Consider the following 22,640-nt stretch of genomic DNA (forward strand, 5'->3'; position numbering starts at 1 on the left):
TAACAACGGGAGAGAAATAATAATAAGGAGTTGTTGTTGTATAATGATTTTTACAGAGCTTAAGATTAATACTAATCTTAATATTATAGTTAAACAAAAAAGCGAAGAACTACAATTCCATTCTAAAGTTGTTAGTGTTTTAAATGATAAGGTACTTATTGATGCTATAAGGATGGATGGAAAGGCTGTAAAGCTTAGTTCAAGTCCTAATATAAGAATAGATATAATGGCATGCCCAGCTGGTGAAGCACCATATATGTTTACTGATGTTTTGGTGAAAATGACACGACATAACGGTCGTTTAGCATACCAAGTGACAGCTTTAAAAAGAGGTAAGAAGGTTAATAGAAGAGCAGCTGAGAGAATTTTCTTAGGTGTTAAAGGTAATATTCAGCTAGGAATCAATAAGAGTAATTTTGATGTGGTTGTTAAGGATATAAGCCAGACTGGTTTTTCTTTTGCGGCCTCTAGAAATTTAATTGATGCAGTGGATATGCCCGTTAAGCTTCGTTTTAAAGACGATTATGATATGATTGATATTGTTGGAAGAATTGTTAGAAAGACAGTTCTTGATGACAAGAAGGTTATATATGGTTGCCAATTGCTTATAAATAAGGATAGCTATCAAAGATACGTTCTTAATAAAGAAAAGGTCTACACAGAGAAAATGAAGGCTAGTAAGAATGGATATTTTAGTCCAGCTAAACGTAATTTGATGCGAGCTTTAAAAGAAAGATAATAAGAATATAGATAAGATGAATTATAGTTAATACTATGATTCATCTTATTTTTTATTTGGATTAATCTTAGATTAGATCTTTCCATAAAAAATAAATCTGACAAATAGGCAAGAAATAAGGGAAACGAAAAATTCGTTTCCCTTATTATAGTTATTAGTAAAATCTAATTGATAATTACTTAATGAATCTGTCAAAACCAAAGTATCTAACAGCGTTATTGTATGAGATACCTTCAACAATCTTCTTAAGAGACTTATCATCTGCTGGGTATTCACCATTCTCAACCCATCCACCAATAAGTTCACACATAATTCTTCTGAAGTATTCATGTCTTGTGTAAGATAAGAAACTTCTTGAATCTGTAAGCATACCGATGAAGTTACCAAGAAGGCTTAAGTTAGCAAGTGATGTCATCTGGTTCATCATACCAACCTTGTGATCATTGAACCACCAAGCAGAACCCTGCTGAATCTTACCAGCAGCTGTTGAATCCTGGAAGCATCCAATAACTGTACCGATAATAGCGTTCATGTTAGGGTTAAGTGAGTAGATGATTGTCTTAGGAAGCTCTTCTGTAGCTGAAAGTGCATTTAAGAATGCAGCCATTTCTGCTGAGCAGTCATAAGAGTTGATGCAATCATAACCTGTATCTGGTCCTAACTGAGAGTATCTTAACTTGTTGTTATCACGGATTGTACCGTAATGTAACTGCATAACCCAACCAAGTCTATTGTATTCCTTAGCAAGAGTAACCATGAAGGCTGTCTTAAACTTATCTCTTTCAAGATCAGTTAATTCATTGCCTGCAAATCTCTTAGCAAAGATTTCTTCGATTTCAGCGTCTGTATAAGGCTTGTACATAACGTATTCAAGAGCGTGATCAGATACGCAGCATCCCATAGAATCAAAGAATGCCATTCTATCCTTTAATGCTTCTACTAATGTCTTGAATGAGTTAACCTTAATACCAGATCTTTCTGATAAGCTAGCCATGTAATCAAGATATTCTGGCTTTTCAATGTTCATAGCCTTATCAGGTCTCCAAGCTGGTAAAACCTTAATATCGCTACATGTAGGATCTTCAGCGATAACCTTATGCCATTCAAGAGTATCGATAGGGTCATCTGTTGTACAGATTAACTTAACGTTAGACTGACGAATAAGTCCACGTACAGTCATTGAAGATTCCTGTAACTTAGCATTACAAATGTTCCAAACTTCTTCAGCTGTATCACCATTTAATACACCAGTGTAACCAAAATATCTCTGAAGCTCTAAATGAGACCAGTGGTAAAGTGGGTTACCGATAGCAAGCTCAAGTGTTTCTGCCCACTTCTGGAACTTTTCGCGGTCGCTTGCATCTCCTGTGATATATTTCTCATCTACGCCGTTAGTACGCATCTGTCTCCACTTATAGTGGTCACCACCAAGCCAAACCTGTGTGATGTTCTCGAATTTTCTATCTTCAGCAATTTCTCTAGGGTTGATATGACAGTGATAATCAACGATAGGCATCTTGTCAGCGAAATCGTGGAAAAGATGCTGAGCTGTTGGTGTAGATAATAAAAAGTCTTTATCCATGAATTGTTTCATAATCCATAGTCCTCCTAAAATATAATAAGAAATCCTCTGTAAAAATGTTTCGTTTACAGCACTTCTTTAAAGATACAAAACTACAGAACAAAAATCAAGGTTTACCAACGAAAAAGCCAATAAAAATACAAAATACAAGATATTTTTGAACAAATTTACTAAAAGGTATACTTAAAAATAAGTAGTTAAATGTAAAAATTTTTGTTAATTTAATATCAATTGAAAATACTGTTGATAATTGCAAATCACAATGATATTATATCTAAAGTAAGCCGTATTTAGGGGCAAAAATGGGACTGTTCCCATAAAAAGAAGGAGATTTATGATGCAAAGATTAAATAAGAGTATTACACATGCAGTTGACAGACCTGTTAAGGTTATGCAGTTTGGTGAAGGAAACTTCCTTAGAGCATTCGTAGACTATATCTTCGATGTTACTAACGAGAAGACAGATTTCAACGGTGGTGTTGTTATTGTTAAGCCTATTGAATTCGGAAACCTTGACAGATTCCATGATCAGGAGTGCCAGTATACACTTCAGTTAAGAGGTTATGAGAATGGTCAGCCTAAGGAAATTACTCGTCAGATTACTTCAGTAGTAGATGCAGTTGCAGCTATTGAAGACTATGAGAAGTTTATGGAATATGGAACAAGCGAAACACTTAGATTCATCGTTTCTAACACAACAGAAGCTGGTATTGTATTTGACGCTACAGATGATTTCAATGCTTGCCCTCCTAAGACATATCCTGGTAAGTTAACAAAGTTATTATTTGAAAGATATAAGAAGTTTAATGGAGCTGCTGATAAGGGTCTTATCCTTCTTCCATGTGAACTTATTGCCGATAACGGTATAGAATTAAAGAAGTGCATTATGCAGTTTATCGATCTTTGGAAGTTAGAAGATGGATTTAAGACATGGGTTAACGAATGCTGTTCATTCTGTCCTACACTTGTAGATAGAATCGTTCCTGGTTACCCAAGAGAAGATGCTGAAGCACTTTGCAAGGAGTGGGGTTATGAAGATCAGTTAATCGATAGAGCTGAAACATTCGGTTTATGGGTTGTTGAAGCTGATACTAATATCACACTTGATCAGTTAAAGAAGGAACTTCCATTTGAAGAAGCTGGACTTAACGTAGTATTCACAAAGGATCATCATCCATACAAGGAAAGAAAGGTTAGAATCTTAAATGGTTCTCATACAAGCTTCGTACTTGCTTCATTCCTTGCTGGTAACAATATCGTAAGAGAGTCTATGGACGATCCTACAATCAGAAAGTACATGGAAGAAACTCTTTATAACGAAGTTATTCCTACACTTTCATTATCTAAGGAAGACTGTGAAGAATTTACAAAGGCTGTTATCGATAGATTCCTTAACCCATTTGTAAAGCATCAGTTACTTGATATCTCACTTAACTCAGTATCTAAGTGGGAAGCTAGATGTTTACCTTCATTCTTAGGTTATGTTAATAAGTTCAATAAGTTACCTAAGTACTTAACATTCTCTATCGCAGCACTTATGAGCTTCTATACATCACAGACTGAAGCTGAATTCAATGGTGGTATTGTATTACAGGGCGATAGAAACGGTGAGAAGTATAACATCCGTGATGACAAGGCTGTTCTTGATTTCTTCAAGGAAAACTCAGCTAAGTCTGCAGCAGAATTTACACATGCTTACCTTTCTAACACAGCATTCTTTGGCGGAGAAGATTTAACTAAGGTTGCTGGTCTTGAAGAAGCTATTACTAACTACATTGATGACATCAGAAACAGAGGCATGAGAGCAGTTGTTACTGATTTAGTTAATGCTTAATTTAGCAAAAAGTTATACTTTTAGTATTGTGAGAATAAATATTATATAATAATATAAAAGAGCGGGTGATAGTACTCATCCGCTCTTATTTAAAGAAAAAAAGAGAGAATATAAATTATTTAAAGGGAGGATATTATGCAGGATTTTATTAAGATTAATAAAGACGATAATGTCTGTGTTGCCTTAAAGCCAATCGCTAAGGGAACAACTGTAAATGTTGCTGGTGAAAATATTACAACAGTTGAAGATATTCCACAGGGACATAAATTTGCTATTAAGCCTGTTAAGAAGGGAGATTCTGTAATTAAGTATGGTTTCAGAATCGGTATTGCTCAGGCTGATGTTGAAGTAGGTGCATGGATTCATACACATAACTTAAAGACAGGTCTTGGAGAATTACTTGAATATAAGTATGAACCAACAGGACAGGTTGATAAGTTTGATGAAGAAAAGGCATATTTTGACGGTTATGTTAGAGAGAATGGCAAGGTTGGTGTAAGAAATGAAGTATGGATTATTCCAACTGTAGGTTGTGTAAATTCAATTGCTAGAGCAATTGAAGCTAAGGCTAAGCTTCGTAAGCCAGAAGGTGTAGATGAAGTCGTAGCATTTACTCATCCATATGGATGTTCTCAGGTTACAGAAGATCAGGAGAATACAAGAACTGTACTTGCTGATTTAATTAACCATCCAAACGCAGGTGCTGTATTAGTACTTGGTCTTGGTTGCGAGAACTCAAGAATTGAAGTTTTAAAGAACTATATCGGTGAATATAATCCTGAGAGAGTTAAGTTCTTACAGGTTCAGGATGTAGACTATGAGCAGGATGATGCTGATAGAATCTTAGATGAACTTATGGCTTATGCTTCTCAGTTTAAGAGAGAAAAGGTTGATGCTAAGGAACTTATCATTGGTATGAAGTGTGGTGGTTCTGATGGTTTATCAGGTATTACAGCTAACCCTACAGTAGGTCAGTTCTCAGATATGTTAGTTGCTAAGGGTGGTACAACTATCCTTACAGAAGTCCCAGAAATGTTTGGTGCTGAAACAATTCTTATGAATCGTTGCGAGAATGAAGAACTCTTTAATAAGACTGTACACTTAATTAACGATTTTAAGGAATACTTCATTAAGAACGGTCAGGAAATTTATGAGAATCCATCTCCAGGAAATAAGGATGGTGGTATTACAACACTTGAGGATAAGTCACTTGGTTGTACACAGAAGTCTGGTTCTTCACTTGTAAAGGGTGTATTAGCTTATGGTGAACCAGTTAATACTAAGGGCCTTAACCTTTTATCAGCTCCAGGTAACGATTTAGTTGCAGCAACAGCTCTTGCAGCTTCAGGTGCTCAGATCGTATTATTTACAACAGGACGTGGTACACCATTTGCATCACCAGTTCCTACTGTAAAGATTGCAACAAATTCAAGACTTGCTAATAAGAAGAGCAACTGGATTGACTTTAACTGCGGAAGAATCGTAGCTGATGATGTTCCAATGGAAACAGTATCTAAGGAATTATTCCAGTATGTATTAGATGTTGCCTCTGGTAAGAAGGTAAAGGCTGAAGAAGAAGGCTTCCATGACTTCGCTATCTTTAAGCAGGGTGTTACATTATAATTAAAAAATACTTTAAAATTTAATATGATATAAAAAGCTATCAAGATTTGTAATTTGAATCTTGATAGCTTTTTTTATAAATGCTTGAATTTATAAAATATATTTGCGATAATTAAAATATATATATTAGTTTAATATGGGGGACTTAGATGAGACTAGCTGTGTGTGATGATGAAAGATCATTTATAGATGAATTTAGTTCAATAATGGAACAATTGAAACTAAAGTTAAATGATATATATGATATAGATTATTTTACAGAAGCTTCTGAATTAATAAGTGAATTAAAGAATGGGGAGAAGTATGATTTAATATGTTTGGATATTTGTATGCCAGATCATACAGGACTAGAAATTGGAAAATTTATTAGGGATATTTTAAAAGATGATGCATGTCAGCTTGTGTTTATTTCTTCAGAGACTCAATATGCTCTTGAACTTTTTAAACTTAGACCGATGGATTTTATTATAAAACCTATTACAAAAGAAAAACTATCATCAGTTATAGAAATTGCTGAAAGATTAATTAATAATAATCATAGAATTTTTGAATACAGTTTTAATTCTATGAATTTTAAAATTGCTTTGAGTAGCATTATGTATTTTTCAAGCGAAGCAAGAAAAATAGTAATTCATACAAAAGATGAAAATTATGAATTTTATGATAACTTGAAAAGAATTGAAAATGAATTGGATAAATATAATTTTTTTAGGATTCATCAATCATTTATTGTTAATGCGGTTTATATTAGCAGAGTTAAATCAAACGAAATAATTCTTTTGAATAATGAAGTATTACCAGTAAGTAGAAGCAGAAAGGATGAAGTAAAAAAATTATGTTTTATGAATTATCTTTAAATCTATTATTCTTCTTAGTACAATTTAATATTTTATATGAAATCCTAGAGTTTTCCTTTAATTTAAGATTAGATATAAAGAGAGATTTTTTAAGAATATTTACAACTATTGTTATCGGGTTAAATGTAATTCTTTATTATAGAAAGCTTGCAATGATGGTAATTGCAAGCGTATTTGTATTAATAATACTAAGTATTCAGGATTATAAGTATTTGAGAGATTATTGGAAAAAAATCGTATTGTATGCTATATATTTTACTTTAATTCATATTGTTGTATTTGTTATAAATGGCATGACTATAGATACTTTTTATTATCTTTATATAGTAATTATTGAGTATGCTTTGTTAAAAATTATTATTTATATTCAATCAGAAAAATATAATTCTTATGAGTGTTTTTCTTTTGTGATAACATCAGTTATAGTAATATCTTCTGCGTTTTTTATTGATACAAAAATAATTAATCAATCACAAGAAAAAACTATTTTATTTATTCTTTTACTATTTTCATATTTTATTTTTTATCTTTTGCATAAAAAAGAACTTAGAAAAAATGATATTAGTTTATTGAATGATAATCTAAAAAGTTATAGAAGACAATTAGATGATATAAAGAAATCTAATAGTTATTTAAAATCTGTAAAACATGATTTAAATAATCATTTGTTGATTATAAAAAAATTAGCAGGAGATAATGATAAATTAAAAAAATATTTGAATAATATAGACGCTATTGTTGATTGTAATAATTCCTATCTAGACACTGGTAATCTAGAAATAGATATGATAATAAACAGTAAATTATCGATTATGAAGGAGAATGATATTGATTTTAATTATGAAGTAATTATACCTAATGATTTGAATATTAATTCCTTTGATTTTGTTATTATTTTGGCTAATTTGTTAGACAATGCCATCACGGCTTCTATTGAATGTGAGAAACCAGCTATAGATATTATAATTAGATATCAAATGGGTTTGATATATATAGAAGTAAAAAACAGTTGTGTAATATCGAATGACTTTACTTATGATTTATTAAAAGAATCAGATTTACATTTTTTTAAAACCAGTAAAAAGAATAGTATTGAACATGGAATTGGTCTGAAAAATGTATACTACACCGTAAAAAAATACAATGGTTCAATGTCAGTAGAAAGATATAGTGATAAATTTACTACTAGGATTTATATGGAGGATATCTAAATATGTAAAAAATTACATGAAAGAGGATGTTTTTTACATATTGAGAATGTTAAAAGAAAAATATGATATTTTTTTTATAGATAAATTCTGGCTAATGTATAGGAGGTTTTTTATGACACGAAGAATAAAAAATATCATATTATTCATGTTAGTTTTTTCTTTAATGATAATGATAACAAACTATGTTAATGCAAGTTATCATATTGTTGGCTTTGAAGTAACAACGCATGGTTATTATGGTGAAGATCAGGATTTTTGTGAAATGTTTGATGAAAAAATTACAGATGATTATATGGAAGTATATGTTTCTAGTGATAATGATTCGCTTTCAAAACTTGATTTTAGAGCAATGGGAGCAAATACAAGATTTCCTAAAAGTCCAGTAGATTGTTCAGATGGACATGTTTATAGATTAGGAAAAGGCGAGTACACAGATAAAATGATTAATTATGTGTATGAAAATAGATATAAATATGCAGGTATTAAAGCACAAGCGGTTGATGATGCACTTGTTACTTTAAAAGGGATTTATATATCTAATTAAAATAATTAGCCAGAATTTATATTTATAGAGGTTGGTATGAATAAAATAGTTAGAATATCATTAATAATTATCTTAATTATTTCTGTATTAGTTTTTGTATTTAATACTTTTGAAAAGTATTTTAAGGAAGATTCAAATGTGAATGAGATAAATCAAGAAAACATTGAACTAAACTTGGATAATAATAATTCGATTGTTGATTATTATAGCGATCCTGTGAAAGATATGGGAGAAAAAAACTATAAGGCTTATCAAGAAAAACTAATGGGGGAAGATGTTTATGTTTGTTATAGCTTAGAAAGCCCGGAGGAAAAAGGCTATTCGGATTATAAGTACTATCCAGTTAGAATTAATATAACAGATTATGAGATAGTGGATAGTTATGATGGGAAAATAGATGAAAAGTGGGTTGATATCTCGGATTATGATAAGTTTATGTTGGTTAACATTGAAATAACAAATCTTTATGATAAAGATAGATTATATGTATTACCATTTAATGATGTTGTGCATTATTTGGAAGGTACTGAATTAGATCGTTATTCTTTGATAGCATATAATTTTGAAGATAATAGGCCATATTTTTATAGGAAAGATATTAAGGAAAGTATGAAATTTAATGGTAAATATTATTACGGAGAAATATTATTGAAAGCTAATGAAACTGTCAAATTGCAAGCTGTAATGGCTTATAGAGGTGGAGATTATAATTTTAGTATTGGAGAGTGGGTATTAGAAAATAGACTTTTTGGTGAACGTGCTAATTCTAATTACAAGATTTATTTATATAAACAGAAGTAGATAATAGGGAGGCTTATTATGAGAGGGATTATGAAAATAGAATTAAAAAGAGCGTTTATAAATACAAAGTTTTATATTGTAGTATTTGTAAGCACTATTTTTGCAATAGGCTCTTTTTTTACGACTCCAGGATTTAAAATAGCAAAGAACTGGTTTTTATATATGAATGGAGATTTGGATGCTAGTTATATAATAGAAAAATGCGATTATAGTGATGTTGCGATAGAAATATGGATGCCTAATTATGGTGCTTCAAGCAAATTCTATTTTTTATGGTTAATAATTCTTCCTCTTTTATGCATAATCCCATATGGCATTACATATATAGAGGATAAAAGTAGCGGATTAATTAATCAATATATTATTAAGATAGGTAAAGGAAAGTATTACGTTTCTAAGTTTATTACGTTGTTTATATCTGGTGGGACAATAGCAACTCTTCCTTTATTTATAAACCTAATTATATGCAGTATGGCACTTCCATTTGGTCTACCAGTAAGATCAACACAGTTTTACCCGGTAAAAGAGTACAACCTTTTTAGCAATCTTTATTATCAAAATATAGTTGTTTATCTAATGCTATATTTTTTGATTTACTTTGTAGTATACGGTTTGATAACATGTTTGGCATTATCCTTTGTTTATTTTGAGGAAAACAAATATATGCTTTTGCTTGTACCATTTATTATTTATTTTTCAGAACACGTTATTATTTCATTTGGATTTAATCGATATGATACATCATTATTACTTGCTACAAACATAATTAATCTAAGATATGAAAATCTTTTGTTTTACTTGCTACAAATAATAGTTCTTTTCTTATTTGATGTTTTGTTTTTCTTTAGAATTAGAAGGGATGTAATTTAGTATGAAAAAGGTATTGAAGATAATAGTTGTTATTATTTGCTTCTTGGTTATTGCAAGAATTGCATATGTAAATATAGCTTATCCGGCAGCTGATATTAAAATAATAGACGAAGATGAAATATTTGATTTAAAAAATTTCAGCTTAAGGCTGAAGGAGTATAATATTTATTCAAAAGAAGAATGGAAACAAAAATTAGAAAATGAAAACATCGAATTAGAAGAAGAAAAATACAATGTAATTTATAATATGAATCTAAAAAATGATTCTAATTATGATTATATTGTAACTTATGATCCCTCTAATGATTATAAAGTACTAGTAGTTGACTTAGAGATAAGCAATTTAACAGAGGAAGTGCAAAAGATGAATATTAACAGTAATTTTTCTGTATTAACAAGTTTGAATAAACAAGGTATCAAAGTTAATAATTATTATAGTGGTTTTCTAAATTCTGATGATTATTTAGCTGAGTATAAACCAAAAGAGACAAGAGAGGTAGAATTGGTTTATATTACTAATGAAAAAAATGAAAACTTTGTTTTAGAAGTTACTAAATTGGGGAGAAATCAAAGAATGACTTTAAATAATAAAAAGAAATAGGAGAGTTTAAATATGAAAATAACTATTAATAATGTTAGTAAGAAGATAAAACAAAGAGAAGTTTTAAAACATATTAATTTGGAGTTTGAAAGTGGCAAAATATATGGCTTAAAGGGTGTAAATGGTAGTGGAAAGACAATGCTGATGAGATTAGTTTGCGGATTGATTTTACCTACAAAAGGTGAGGTATTAATAGATGATAAAAAATTGGGAAAAGATATATCATTTCCAGAAAGTGTAGGCTTGCTATTAGAATATCCCGCTTTTGTTAATAGTTATACGGGTTTAAAAAATTTAAAAATGATTGCAAGCCTAAAAGGAATTATATCTGATGAAGATATTAAACAAACTCTAATAAAAGTAGGATTAGATCCTAATGATACGAGGAAATTTAAAAGCTATTCTTTAGGAATGAAGCAGAAACTAGGAATTGCCTGTGCGATAATGGAAAACCCAGAATTATTAATTTTAGATGAACCATTTAACGCACTAGATGAAAAGAGTGTATTGATGGTTGAAAAAATTATAAAGGAATATAAAAACGATAAGAGAATAATTATTATATCATGCCATGAGAAAGAGGAATTAGAAAAGTTGTCAGATGAAATAATAAATATAAGTGAAGGAGAATTGATTAATAATTAAATGACGAAAATAAAGAGTTTTATTGAGTTAAATAAAAAAGAATTAATATGTGTTTTTTTAGCAAGTCTCTTTTTTTCAATCATCAATAGTTTATATGCAGATCATATATTAAATAATTGGATAAAAACCCATAATATAGGAGTAAAGATATCTGGAATAGATTTCTTAATCATTGGTAATTTAACATTAACCAATACTCTTATAATATATCCGACAGTTTTAGGGATAATAATACTTAATTATATTCAAAAAAAAGAATGCTATTTGATATTAGTTAGGACAGTGTCGAGACTAGATCTAATGGCTAATAATATGATTAACAGCTATATTTTAATGCTATTATATATGTGTGTTGTGATGATAGAGTCATTAATTTTTGGTTACTTTAATAGCGAAAATATGATTAATTATAATTTAAAAGATAGTTACTTTTTTATAAAAAATGGAATCGTAATTTTAAAAGGAACAAGTTTATTTAATTTAATTGTTCTCATAACATTAGCTTTAATGTTGATGCTTCTAGAAATAAATCTTATACATTTTTTGTATTTAACGATTAAAAATAAGATTATTGTCTTAGTGATTTATATTATAGCTGCAGGGTTAGTTTTATCATCATTATCTAAAAACGGTTTTGTTGGAAATGGAGATTATAGCTTTTATCTTTTAAGTAATAAGGTACATATAATGATATTTACTGCGGTAATAGCATTATTTATATTAATGATAAATTCTTTAATTTATGCTAAGAAAGATTTTTATAATTAAAAGTGTGTTTTTAATAAAAGGATGTTTATAAAATGAAAAAAAGAATTCTATTTATATTGTCTTTAACAGTATTTATTACAATAAATGCCTTATTTAGGTTCTTTATTGATGAAAAAGTAAATGAAGTTAATAGTTGTCTTATTGATGGAATTTTTACTTGGTCTGTTAACAGATTTCTAATTCTTGGATTAATACCAATGATGGTATATTGGTATTTTATTGAAGAATTAAATCAAGATAATAATATTAATATAATAATAAGAAGAAAAGATAGATTCGAAATTTGGCTAGAGGAGTCTAGAAAAATATTATCATTATGTCTTTTTTCATTTTTATTCGATATATTCATAAGCTTTTTATTCAGTATTGTTTTTAATGGAATAAATAGTAATTATTCTAAACTATCTGGAGATGCATTTTTAAAACACAGTTATTTAGGAATTACCTGTTTTGAAAAACTAAATACTACAGTTTGTCCTAAATTGAATATTGTAAATGTTGTAGTTTTTATTGTAATAAATTTGCTTCAGATATTTTTGTTGGTAATAGTTGCAAATGCAGTTAGATGGTTAATATCGACCGTAGTATCATATGTGTGCCTTTTTGGATTTTGTGGATTAATTGGTGTGAATTTTGCAGCTAAATTTTATGGATTGTCGGATTTAGGAATAAAGAGCTCAAATGGTGATTATTATTATGAAATATTAAAAAAAGATATATATTTACAAAAAATATTTGTTGAAATTGCATTTATTTCTATAGTTTTTTTAATAGTAAAAATTTTTATAAATAGGAAAAATTTTATTTAAATAAAAAATATAGTGATTACTTAGAGGTGATTAGATGTTAACTTTGGTAAAATACGAAATAGTTCAGATGAATAAAAGAAAGGATAAGTATATCCTTTTTTTGATTTTAATAATTATGGCTGCATATTATATGAAGATGAAAGTGACTTCATATATGATGGTATTTTATCCAGAGAGTTTTAAAGGGGTTGGAGTACTAGATATTATATTATATATCTTTTCTGGAGCGAGTAAAAGCTTTTTGATTTTTAGCAAAAACGTAGAGCTTCCTATTAGTTATTTGATTTATTTTGTTTATATGAGTGTTATGACTTATTGCATTTTCGATGGAAAAAATGACAATAATATTGTCTTAAAAATTGGTTCAAAGAAGAAATGGCTATTTAGCAAGTTAATTATTTCATTTATAAATCTATTACTTTATTATTTTATGGTATTGGTTGTGACTATGTTTATAACCAAATTTAACTTTGATTATAATGAAATTGCAGACATGTCAATTTTAAAATTAGATTATTATAATACTAGATATATAGATATTTATTTACTTCTATTATGTTCTTTTTTAACATCATTAGCAATTATGATGATACAGATATTTTTAGTTATTACAGTAAATGAAATTGTAGCATTAATAGCAACTTTCTCTATTTATGTGTTCTCTATGTTTAATTGTACTTATTTATTTATAGCAAATGCCACAATGCTAACAAGATCAAATCTATTTTTGAAATCAGGTTTGGAATTTAATTCTTTTATTTTGATAGATTTCGTTATAATAATAGTTTTCTTAGTATTAACAATAATGATGTTAAATAAAAAAGATTTTTATTAACTGTAATAATAAAAAATAAAAAAGTTCTTGACTTTAAAGCGATAAAGTCGTAACCTTATTAATAACTTGTATGACAATATTAGGGAGTTGTCATACAACGAAACACTTTACTTAATTTATTGCTGTGTGTCTTGTGATATTTAAGAAGTGGAGAATATAAGGGAGGAAAATGTATATGAACAGTCTAGTAATTCTAGCTATTGCAGTTGTTGCTCTTTTGCTTGGTTATACTCTTTATGGTAGATTCCTTGCAAAGAAGTGGGGCATTGATCCTAAGAAAAAAACACCTGCATATGAGTATGAAGACGGAAAAGATTACGTACCATCTTCAAAGTTAACAGTTTTTGCACATCAATTTTCATCAATCGCAGGAGCAGGCCCTGTGCAGGGACCAATACTTGCTGCAATGTTTGGATGGGTTCCAGTACTAATTTGGCTACTAGTAGGAGGAATCTTCTTTGGTGCAGTACAAGATTTTGGTGCACTTTATGCATCAGTAAAAAATGAGGGTAAGTCAATTGGACTTATTATTGAAAAATATATTGGAAAAGTAGGTAGAAGATTCTTCTCATTATTTGAATGGCTCTTTACATTACTTGTAATTGCAGCATTTACATCAATGGTATCATCTACATTTAATGGCTTTAAGACAACTACAGAAGGAACTGTTAAAAACTTCAACGGTGCTTCTGCAGCTACAATTTCAATGCTATTTATCTTTGTGGCTATTGCCTTTGGTATCTTTAATAAATTTGTAAAAATAAGACAAGAAGCAGTAAAGTCAGTTATTGCTGTTGTACTTGTAGTTGCAATGTTTGCAGTAGGTATGCAGTTACCAATTTACCTTAATGCAAGTCAGTGGAATTTAGTAATTATGGTATATCTTTTTGCGGCAGCAGTAATGCCAATGTGGTTACTCATGCAGCCAAGAGATTATCTTACAACATTTATGTTAGTAGCAATGGTTCTATCAGCATTCGTTGGTGTAATTATTGCACATCCTAGCATGAATCTTAATAGCTTTAATGGCTTTACAGTTACTTCAGCATCGGGATCTGTAAGCTATTTATTCCCTACACTTTTTGTAACTATTGCTTGTGGCGCTGTTTCAGGTTTCCACAGCCTTGTATCTTCAGGAACTTCTTCAAAGACAGTATCTAATGAAAAGGATACGCTCTTTGTAGGTTATGGCGCTATGATTCTTGAAACACTACTTGGTGTTATTTCACTTATTATCGTAGGTGCAGTAGCAGTAAATGGTGGCGTTCCAGCAGGCCTTACACCATTCCAGATTTTCTCTGCAGGTGTTGCAGGCTTCCTTGAAAAGTTTGGAATTCCTAATACCGTTGCAAATGTATTTATGACAATGTGCGTTTCAGCTCTTGCTCTTACAAGTCTTGACTCAGTTGCAAGAATTGGACGTATGGCATTCCAGGAATTATTCCAGACAGAGAATGAGAATAAGTCAGTGCTTGAAAAGATTTGTACTAACCAGTATTTTGCAACAGTAATTACACTTGTAGTTGGTTATTTGCTTTGCCTTGGTGGTTATGAAAATGTATGGGCTCTCTTTGGTTCTGCAAATCAGATGTTAGCTGCTTTAGTACTTATTGGTATTGCAGTATTCTTAAAGGCTACAGGAAGAAAGCATAAGATGTTACTTCCTCCAATGCTTATTATGTTTGCAGTAACATTTAGCGCAATCATTTTAAATGTAAAGGGAAATATTGAAAGCTTTGTTAATGGAAAGGGAACTTTCCTTGTAAATGGTTTACAGCTTATTGTAGCTGCTTTCCTTATTGTACTTGGCGTATTAGTATTAGTAACTTGCCTTAAGACTTTAATTAAGACAAAGAGCGAAACAGATACAAAGAGCGAGCAAAACGCTGCTTAATATGTAGCAATTGTTTACAATTGCTACACGTGTGCGAGCCAGCGGCCTAGGCCGCATCCAATGCGAGCACTTCATGACAGTGTGCGAGCTAGCGGCCTAGGCCGCATCCAATGCGAGCACTTCATGACAGTGTGCGAGCTAGCGGCCTAGGCCGCATCTCATGCGAGCACCTCACGAAAGTGTGCGAGCCAGCGGCAAGGCCGCATCTAATGCGAGCACTTCACGACAGTGTGCGAGCTAGCGGCAAGGCCGCACCTTATGCGAGCACCACGAATCTAATAATAAGAAAAAAGCTTATAAAAAAGAAAAAGCTTGTGAATTATGATAAATATAATTCACAAGCTTTTTTATGTATTAAATTTACCTAGTAATCAATGGGCCTAGATAACATTTTTACAAAAATAATAAATTACTTTGTTGCAAGATGAATTGCGTATCCGCCAAATTCACCTTCAAGGTAAATAGCCTTAAATACGCCGTCCTTAACAACTCTAGAAGCTTCTTCAAACTTAAAGCCTCTCTTTTCTAAGTGGTAAACAGCTCTATCCATGTAGTTTGTAGAAATAGCAATATGACCATGAGTACCACGACCTGGCTTCTTCATGATTTCAAATGCTGTATCTGAGAAGATTGAGCTATTGCCGTTCTTAGGTTCGAAGTTAAATACCTTCTTAAATGTATCAGCAAGTTCAAATGCCTCTTCTTCGTTTGGCATATTAACACCAACATGCTTAATCTTTAAGTCAAGCATTGTATCAACAGCTTCACGTGTAAGTCTTGTGATTTCTTCGAAGTTACCAGCAGCAACTAAGTCCTTCTTAACCATCCAAGAACCACCGCAGCAAACGATCTTCTTAAAGTCAAGGTAAGACTTTAAGTTAGAAGCGTTAATACCACCTGTTGGCATAAACTTCATCTGTGTATATGGAGCTGACATAGCCTTAATCATAGCAAGACCACCTGCAGCTTCAGCAGGGAAGAATTTAACAACATCTAAGCCAAGTTCAATAGCAACTTCAACATCTGAAGGATTGCTTGTACCTGGGATGATAGGATATCCCTTATCGATACAGTGCTTAACAACCTTAGGATTAAGACCTGGAGATACGATAAACTTAGCACCAGCGTTCATAGCTCTATCAGCCTGCTCTGGTGTAAGTACTGTACCAGCACCAACGATCATTTCTGGGAATTCCTTAGCCATGATCTTAATAGATTCTTCTGCAGCTTCAGTTCTGAATGTAACTTCTGCACATGGAAGTCCACCATCAATTAAAGCCTTTGCAAGTGGCTTGGCATCCTTAGCATCGTCAAGTGCAATAACTGGAACGATACCAATAAGACCAAGTTCTTCAATAACCTTATTCATAATAATCTCCTCTCGTTTTAAAACGCAATTTATGGTTAATAAAACTAAATTAACCCCATAAATTATAGGTTTCTAGCCATTTTTTGTCAAACAAAAGAAGGGCTAAATATTAATTTTTTATTGCGAAAATTTATAATTTTTACAGTATGTTCATAAATTGCTAAAAAACTCTAGATAATTAAACTTGTTTGTGGTAAAATCTTTTAGTATTTATAAATCTTTGGGAGGTAATTAATAATGGAACTTAATTTAAGACCAGCTGAAGAATGCGCATTTGACGCTGTTTCATTAGGTGAAGTAATGCTTCGTCTTGATCCAGGTGAAGGTCGTATCCGTACAGCAAGAAACTTTAGAGCATGGGAAGGCGGCGGAGAATATAACGTAGTACGTGGTCTTCGTAGATGTTTTGGCCTTAAGACAGCTGTATTAACAGCTTTCGCAGATAACGAAGTTGGTAAGCTTATGGAAGACTTCATCCTTCAGGGTGGCGTTGATACATCACTTATCTGCTGGAAGAAGACTGATGGTATCGGTCGTCTTTGCCGTAACGGTATCAACTTTACAGAAAGAGGATTTGGTATCCGTGGTGCTGTAGGTTGTTCAGATAGAGCTAACACAGCTATTTCTCAGGCTAAGCCAGAGGATTTTGATTTTGATTATATCTTTGGTACACTTGGTGTTCGTTGGTTACATACAGGCGGTATCTATGCTGCATTATCAGAGCAGTCATGTGAAACTGTACTTGCTGCAATCAAGACAGCTAAGAAGTATGGTACAATCGTATCTTACGATCTTAACTACCGTCCATCTATGTGGTCAGCTATCGGTGGCTTAGAGAAGGCTCAGGAAGTTAACAAGGAAATCGCTAAGTATGTTGATGTTATGATCGGTAACGAAGAAGACTTCACAGCTTGCTTAGGTTTCGAAATCGAAGGTAACGACGCTAACCTTAAGTCTCTTAACATCGAAGGTTACAAGAAGATGATCAACGAAGCAGTTAAGACATATCCTAACTTCAAGGCAGTAGCTACAACACTTAGAACAGTTAAGACAGCTACAGTTAACGATTGGTCAGCACTTTGCTGGGCTGGTGGAGAAATCTACAAGGCTAAGCAGTATGACGGTCTTGAAATCATGGATAGAGTTGGTGGCGGTGATTCATTCGCTTCAGGTCTTATCTATGGTCTTATGACAACAGGTGATGCAGAAACAGCTGTTAACTACGGTGCAGCTCACGGTGCATTAGCTATGACAACACCTGGTGATACAACAATGGCTTCTAAGAAGGAAGTTGAAGCTATCATGGGTGGCGCTGGCGCTAGAGTTCAGAGATAATTTAACACTTTTTGAGTGTTTTTTAGGGCATCTTTATAGATGCCCTTTTTTTTATGCATTTAAGGAAAATGTATTGCCAAACACAAAGAATAAGACTTCCAAGTCTTTTAACATTTTCATAAAAATAAATCTAAACCAGGGGTTAACTTTCCTAAAATTTAGCCGATAACTTATATGAAGTGGATAAAAAGCCACTTTATTTATGCATGATATTTAACTTAGAATATAGATTTTTATTAGAAGGGGTAAGGGATTTAACCATCTAGTTAGGAGGTAGTATGAAGAAGTTTATGAGACTTAGAATGAAATGGAAGCTAACAATAGGAGCAATGTTAGCTGTAGTTTTAGTGTGGGGAGCAATCTACATTGCAATTGGTGATACAAGTGTAAATCTCTCATTAAATGTGTCTACTCTCTCTATAACTGAAGGATCAACTTCAACTGCCCTATATACATCTACATTTTCAGGAACAGATGACAATTATGTAGATGCAACAGATTCCTCTCTTAATGGTCTAGCAAGCGTTAATAGACTTGTTTGGACTAGTTCTAATTCTGGAGTAGTTGCTTTAGTAGATGATGATGGCGACTACGTGAATACAGTAGAAAAAACTATTAGACCAACTCTTTATGGAGCTAGTGCAGGTAAAGCAACAGTAACAGTTTCTTATCATTCAAGGACTTATGATGAAAATGGTAGCATTGCCACAGATACTGTTGTTAAATCCGCTTCTGCCTCTGTAAATGTACCTATAGAAGTAGAATTTTATGTTACTCGAGGCGGTACAGATGTTACAAATGAAAACTACTATGAAATTGGCGATATTATTACTATTACAAGTAATACTTCAACTTCTAATCCTTTATTTATATCAACAACTTATGATACTAGTGGAAATGTGACAAGTGACGGAATAGTAGAACTAGTATCTTCAACTTATAATTCAGCAAGCCTTAAAGTAGTGGGTGGTGGTAAAACTGTAATTACTGCAAGAACTACTGATGGAGAGGGCGTGGAGGCACTATCTAAAAACTTTACTTGTGTGGGTGAAGTGAAATTCCTAGAAGGTTCTACTTATGCTAATAGCCAAGGACACTATATTCAAACTTTAAGTTCTGGTCAGAAGTATATGATTTTAGATGATACTGATTTTGAGAGCTTTACTTATGAGACTGTGCCTTCAAATGTAACAACACCTACAAGTTCTGGGGTGGAATATAAAATTGATGATACAAGCATTGCAACAGTTACTGCAGGAGATGTTTGTGGCGTGGCAGCAGGAGTTACTAAGCTTTCTGCAGGTGTAACGGTTACTGATGTAAATGGAAATAGTACCTGGCTTACTTATGACACAGTAAATATTGTTGTTCCTTTTAAGAAGCAAGGAGAAGAGACTACTACTTTAAATGTGGAGGATCAACTACAGCTATATACTAGTGGTGTGTCAAGTGAGGTAACCTGGTCTACTTCAAATACCTCTGTGCTTCAGGTAGATGCCTCTACAGGACTTGTAACAGCAACGGGCGCTGGAACTGCAATTATTTATGCTACAAGGACTCAGGATGAGTTATATACAACCTATAATCAGACCTATCAGTTATTATATACAATTACAGTAATTGACGATTTTGGACTAAGTACCACAACAGCCACTTTAAATATAGGGGATTCCTTTGATTTAAAGGCCTTAGTAACTAATGAAGTAACTAAGGAGGATATTACTTATACAATCACCAATCAGGCAAATGATGCAGGGGTTGTGCCTACAGGTGATATTGTAACAGTAGTACAATCCGATGATGGTCTTACATTTACAGTAACAGGTGCCTCTGCCGGAACGACTCATATTAAGGTTATTCAAAATATTAATGGCGTCATTAAATCTGACACCTGCGTAGTTTACGTAACAACTCCAGTTGAGGGCATTTCTATTAATCCTTCAACTATAGATATTCCAATTGGCACAACCTCTACAGTGCAATTAGAATTTACACCGGAGAGCCCAACTAACAATACAGTTTATTGGTTTACTTCAGATAGTAGTGTAGCAACTGTAACAGGAACTAGCTATACAGCAGATATTACCGGCGTAAAGGGTGGAACATGTACTATTTCAGTAATTTCACAAGATGGCCTTTATATGGCAAGCTGTACTGTTAATGTAACCGTTGCAGTAACAGGCGTTAGCCTTAATGCAACTAGTGTGTCTACTAATCTTTCGGTAGGACAGTATCAATTAGTAGCAACAGTAACACCTTCTAATTCTGATGGTGTTAATAAAAATGTAACTTGGACATCATCAAATACTAGCGTAGCAACAGTAGATGAGAACGGTTTAGTAACATTTGTATCCTCAGGAAATGTAACTATTGTCTGCCAGACAGTAGAGGGTGGTTATCTTGCTATGTGTAATATTACAATTGCGATTCCTGTGGAATCTATTACTCTAAATCATACAGATGAGATTCTCTCTATTGGAGATACTTTAACTATATCCGCCACAGTTCTTCCACAGACTGCAACAAATAGAGAAGTTAGCTGGTCTTCTACTAATACGAGTGTTGCAACTGTAGATGAAAGGGGCGTTGTAACAGCAGTAGCTAGTGGTAGTGCCACAATCCTTTGTCAGTCAACGGATGGAACAGCCCTAGTTGAAACCTGTGCAATTTATGTAAAACAGCCAATTACTTCTATTGAACTTACTACTACAGAAATTACAGTAAGAAAGGGACAGGTATTCTGGCTTTATGCAACAGTCCTTCCTGAAAATGCAGATAATAAGACACTTACTTGGACAAGTGCGAATTCAAATCTTGTTACTGTAGATTCAGATGGTAAGGTAACTGCCGTAGAGGCAACAGATGGCGCTGCCATTACAATTACATGTACCAACGACGACACAGGCCTTTATGCAACCTGTAAGGTAACTGTAACTCAGCCAGTAACTGGAATTACACTTAATTCATCTTATCAGGAATTATGGGTAGGATCAAAGTACGCCATCATTCCAACTATTGAACCAACTGATGCGGAAAATAAAAAAGTTACTTATCTTTCAAGTGATGAATCAGTAGCAAAAGTAGATGAAAATGGCGTAGTTACAGCAGTGGCGGGTGGCTCTTGTGTAATTGAGGTTACAACAGAGGAATGCTCCCTTACGGCGGCTTGTAACATCGTAGTATTTGAATATGTATCAACGGTAAGTTTAGATCAAAGCGAATTTTATATAAACGTAGGAGATAAGAAGAAAATCAATGTCACAGTGGGGGCCGACACAGCCACTACAAAGACGGTTTCTTGGACCTCATCTAATGATTCATATTGTAGTGTGGATTCTAATGGCTATATAACTGCTATTAGTCCTGGAAATGTAACTATTACAGCAACGGCAATTGATGGTAGTAGCGTTAGCGCAAGTTGTGTGGTACATGTGGTAAATCCTGTAACGGGAATTAGTGTAAGCCCTTCTACTTCAAGGATTTTAGTGGGAGACTCTGTCATTTTGTCAGCAGGTATTAGTCCTTCTAATGCAACTGTACAAAATGTTACATGGACAAGTTCAGATACAAGTATTGCTACAGTAGATGAACAAGGCGAAGTTATTGGTGTGGCAGCAGGTAAGGTAAAAATCACTGCTACTTCAACAGATGGTAATGGCGTAAAAGGCGTAGCATGGGTTTATGTCACAACCCCAATAAATATAACATCATTAAAGATTAACTCCTCTAGCATTTATATGTTAAATGGTAAATCAAGACAGCTAAGCGTTATTGTAAGACCTGTAACAAATACAGATGCCTATAGCTGGTATTCATCAGATACCGGTATTGTAACAGTTAATCAAAATGGCCTTATAACAACGGTAGGACCAGGAACTGCAGAAGTTTACGTAATGAGTGAAGGATCATCAGTTGAGGCGAAATGTACAGTTCACTCACTAGCTCTTAGCTCAACCTCTATAACTTTAGAGCAGTACGATAGCTATTATTTAACAGTTATAGGAAATGATGAAGGCAATACTGTTACTTGGAGAAGTACAAACCCAAGAGTTGCAACAGTAAATGATGATGGAACAATTGTTGCAAGAAAGGCAGGAACTTGTACAATCAAGGCCATAGTAGACAACAAAACCCTAAATTGTGTAGTTCGTGTAACAAATTTTAGATAGTTTAAGCATACTTTATTTGAAGGACACAATTTAGACACAATTTAAAATTAGTATAATAGACAGATAGCAAAGTTAATTCTTTCTATCTCCCCCTCATATTTTTATTTTTTAAGGAGATGCTTGCACACGCATCTCCTTTTTTTACGCCCTGTCT

The 22,640-nt window shown here is 32.5% G+C and carries 18 protein-coding genes; 16 read left to right on the forward strand and 2 right to left on the reverse strand.

Annotated features, from left to right (window positions below; genetic code table 11):
- The first annotated feature begins 43 nt into the window (after positions 1-43).
- Positions 44-739 carry a PilZ domain-containing protein gene (locus QVA17_RS02740; RefSeq protein ID WP_287386274.1) on the forward strand — a complete coding sequence of 232 codons (696 nt, stop codon included), beginning with the start codon at positions 44-46 and terminating at the stop codon, positions 737-739.
- Positions 740-914: 175 nt separating this feature from the next.
- Here the strand turns inward: QVA17_RS02740 and uxaC are convergent, their stop codons facing one another.
- Entirely contained in the window at positions 915-2,333 is a 1,419-nt protein-coding gene (gene uxaC, locus QVA17_RS02745; protein WP_027431785.1) for a glucuronate isomerase, read from the reverse strand.
- 322 nt (positions 2,334-2,655) lie between these two features.
- Here uxaC and QVA17_RS02750 point away from each other — a divergent pair, with 322 nt between their 5' ends.
- From QVA17_RS02750 to QVA17_RS02810, 13 genes are all read left to right on the forward strand, one after another.
- Positions 2,656-4,155, forward strand: a complete 1,500-nt coding sequence (locus tag QVA17_RS02750) for a tagaturonate reductase (protein WP_330635149.1) — start codon at positions 2,656-2,658, stop codon at positions 4,153-4,155.
- A 135-nt stretch (positions 4,156-4,290) separates the two neighbouring features.
- Complete coding sequence (locus QVA17_RS02755) at positions 4,291-5,778, forward strand: UxaA family hydrolase (protein WP_287386276.1); 1,488 nt, start codon at positions 4,291-4,293, stop codon at positions 5,776-5,778.
- 149 nt (positions 5,779-5,927) lie between these two features.
- Positions 5,928-6,635 carry a LytR/AlgR family response regulator transcription factor gene (locus QVA17_RS02760; RefSeq protein WP_287386278.1) on the forward strand — a complete coding sequence of 236 codons (708 nt, stop codon included), beginning with the start codon at positions 5,928-5,930 and terminating at the stop codon, positions 6,633-6,635.
- Positions 6,614-7,846, forward strand: coding sequence for a sensor histidine kinase (locus QVA17_RS02765; protein WP_287386279.1), 1,233 nt, complete (start codon positions 6,614-6,616; stop codon positions 7,844-7,846). Before QVA17_RS02760 ends, QVA17_RS02765 begins: the two co-directional genes overlap by 22 nt.
- 112 nt (positions 7,847-7,958) lie before the next feature.
- On the forward strand, positions 7,959-8,390 hold the full coding sequence (locus QVA17_RS02770; RefSeq protein ID WP_287386281.1) for a hypothetical protein: 432 nt from the start codon (positions 7,959-7,961) through the stop codon (positions 8,388-8,390).
- 36 nt (positions 8,391-8,426) lie between these two features.
- Positions 8,427-9,191 carry a hypothetical protein gene (locus QVA17_RS02775; RefSeq protein WP_287386282.1) on the forward strand — a complete coding sequence of 255 codons (765 nt, stop codon included), beginning with the start codon at positions 8,427-8,429 and terminating at the stop codon, positions 9,189-9,191.
- Between the two features lie 18 nt (positions 9,192-9,209).
- Positions 9,210-10,061 carry a hypothetical protein gene (locus QVA17_RS02780; protein WP_287386283.1) on the forward strand — a complete coding sequence of 284 codons (852 nt, stop codon included), beginning with the start codon at positions 9,210-9,212 and terminating at the stop codon, positions 10,059-10,061.
- 1 nt (position 10,062) lies between these two features.
- Positions 10,063-10,662 carry a hypothetical protein gene (locus QVA17_RS02785; RefSeq protein WP_287386285.1) on the forward strand — a complete coding sequence of 200 codons (600 nt, stop codon included), beginning with the start codon at positions 10,063-10,065 and terminating at the stop codon, positions 10,660-10,662.
- Positions 10,663-10,674: 12 nt separating this feature from the next.
- A complete protein-coding gene (locus tag QVA17_RS02790) occupies positions 10,675-11,307 on the forward strand; it encodes an ATP-binding cassette domain-containing protein (RefSeq protein WP_287386286.1) in 633 nt (210 codons plus the stop codon).
- Between the two features lie 300 nt (positions 11,308-11,607).
- Positions 11,608-12,075 (forward strand): hypothetical protein, encoded by a 468-nt coding sequence (locus QVA17_RS02795; RefSeq protein ID WP_287386287.1) that lies wholly within the window; start codon positions 11,608-11,610, stop codon positions 12,073-12,075.
- 32 nt (positions 12,076-12,107) lie between these two features.
- Entirely contained in the window at positions 12,108-12,884 is a 777-nt protein-coding gene (locus QVA17_RS02800) for a hypothetical protein (RefSeq protein ID WP_287386289.1), read from the forward strand.
- Between the two features lie 34 nt (positions 12,885-12,918).
- On the forward strand, positions 12,919-13,719 hold the full coding sequence (locus QVA17_RS02805) for a hypothetical protein (protein WP_287386290.1): 801 nt from the start codon (positions 12,919-12,921) through the stop codon (positions 13,717-13,719).
- 175 nt (positions 13,720-13,894) lie between these two features.
- On the forward strand, positions 13,895-15,613 hold the full coding sequence (locus QVA17_RS02810; protein WP_287386291.1) for a carbon starvation CstA family protein: 1,719 nt from the start codon (positions 13,895-13,897) through the stop codon (positions 15,611-15,613).
- Between the two features lie 409 nt (positions 15,614-16,022).
- Here the strand turns inward: QVA17_RS02810 and QVA17_RS02815 are convergent, their stop codons facing one another.
- Positions 16,023-16,982 (reverse strand): bifunctional 4-hydroxy-2-oxoglutarate aldolase/2-dehydro-3-deoxy-phosphogluconate aldolase, encoded by a 960-nt coding sequence (locus tag QVA17_RS02815; RefSeq protein ID WP_287386293.1) that lies wholly within the window; start codon positions 16,980-16,982, stop codon positions 16,023-16,025.
- A 237-nt stretch (positions 16,983-17,219) separates the two neighbouring features.
- On the opposite strand from QVA17_RS02815, the gene QVA17_RS02820 reads away from it, so the two are divergent.
- Positions 17,220-18,317, forward strand: coding sequence for a sugar kinase (locus tag QVA17_RS02820; protein ID WP_027431800.1), 1,098 nt, complete (start codon positions 17,220-17,222; stop codon positions 18,315-18,317).
- Between the two features lie 278 nt (positions 18,318-18,595).
- Positions 18,596-22,486, forward strand: coding sequence for an Ig-like domain-containing protein (locus tag QVA17_RS02825; protein ID WP_287386296.1), 3,891 nt, complete (start codon positions 18,596-18,598; stop codon positions 22,484-22,486).
- Positions 22,487-22,640 lie beyond the last annotated feature (154 nt).

The organism is Lachnospira sp. (assembly GCF_016290755.1).
Lineage (GTDB): Bacteria > Bacillota > Clostridia > Lachnospirales > Lachnospiraceae > Lachnospira > Lachnospira multipara.

Excerpts from the sequence above, each read along its gene's own strand:
- QVA17_RS02740 (WP_287386274.1), top strand. The coding sequence starts at position 44 with ATGATTTTTACAGAGCTTAAGATTAATACTAATCTTAATATTATAGTT.
- uxaC (WP_027431785.1), bottom strand. The coding sequence starts at position 2,333 with ATGAAACAATTCATGGATAAAGACTTTTTATTATCTACACCAACAGCT.
- QVA17_RS02750 (WP_330635149.1), top strand. The coding sequence starts at position 2,656 with ATGATGCAAAGATTAAATAAGAGTATTACACATGCAGTTGACAGACCT.
- QVA17_RS02755 (WP_287386276.1), top strand. The coding sequence starts at position 4,291 with ATGCAGGATTTTATTAAGATTAATAAAGACGATAATGTCTGTGTTGCC.
- QVA17_RS02760 (WP_287386278.1), top strand. The coding sequence starts at position 5,928 with ATGAGACTAGCTGTGTGTGATGATGAAAGATCATTTATAGATGAATTT.
- QVA17_RS02765 (WP_287386279.1), top strand. The coding sequence starts at position 6,614 with ATGTTTTATGAATTATCTTTAAATCTATTATTCTTCTTAGTACAATTT.
- QVA17_RS02770 (WP_287386281.1), top strand. The coding sequence starts at position 7,959 with ATGACACGAAGAATAAAAAATATCATATTATTCATGTTAGTTTTTTCT.
- QVA17_RS02775 (WP_287386282.1), top strand. The coding sequence starts at position 8,427 with ATGAATAAAATAGTTAGAATATCATTAATAATTATCTTAATTATTTCT.
- QVA17_RS02780 (WP_287386283.1), top strand. The coding sequence starts at position 9,210 with ATGAGAGGGATTATGAAAATAGAATTAAAAAGAGCGTTTATAAATACA.
- QVA17_RS02785 (WP_287386285.1), top strand. The coding sequence starts at position 10,063 with ATGAAAAAGGTATTGAAGATAATAGTTGTTATTATTTGCTTCTTGGTT.
- QVA17_RS02790 (WP_287386286.1), top strand. The coding sequence starts at position 10,675 with ATGAAAATAACTATTAATAATGTTAGTAAGAAGATAAAACAAAGAGAA.
- QVA17_RS02795 (WP_287386287.1), top strand. The coding sequence starts at position 11,608 with ATGGCTAATAATATGATTAACAGCTATATTTTAATGCTATTATATATG.
- QVA17_RS02800 (WP_287386289.1), top strand. The coding sequence starts at position 12,108 with ATGAAAAAAAGAATTCTATTTATATTGTCTTTAACAGTATTTATTACA.
- QVA17_RS02805 (WP_287386290.1), top strand. The coding sequence starts at position 12,919 with ATGTTAACTTTGGTAAAATACGAAATAGTTCAGATGAATAAAAGAAAG.
- QVA17_RS02810 (WP_287386291.1), top strand. The coding sequence starts at position 13,895 with ATGAACAGTCTAGTAATTCTAGCTATTGCAGTTGTTGCTCTTTTGCTT.
- QVA17_RS02815 (WP_287386293.1), bottom strand. The coding sequence starts at position 16,982 with ATGAATAAGGTTATTGAAGAACTTGGTCTTATTGGTATCGTTCCAGTT.
- QVA17_RS02820 (WP_027431800.1), top strand. The coding sequence starts at position 17,220 with ATGGAACTTAATTTAAGACCAGCTGAAGAATGCGCATTTGACGCTGTT.
- QVA17_RS02825 (WP_287386296.1), top strand. The coding sequence starts at position 18,596 with ATGAAGAAGTTTATGAGACTTAGAATGAAATGGAAGCTAACAATAGGA.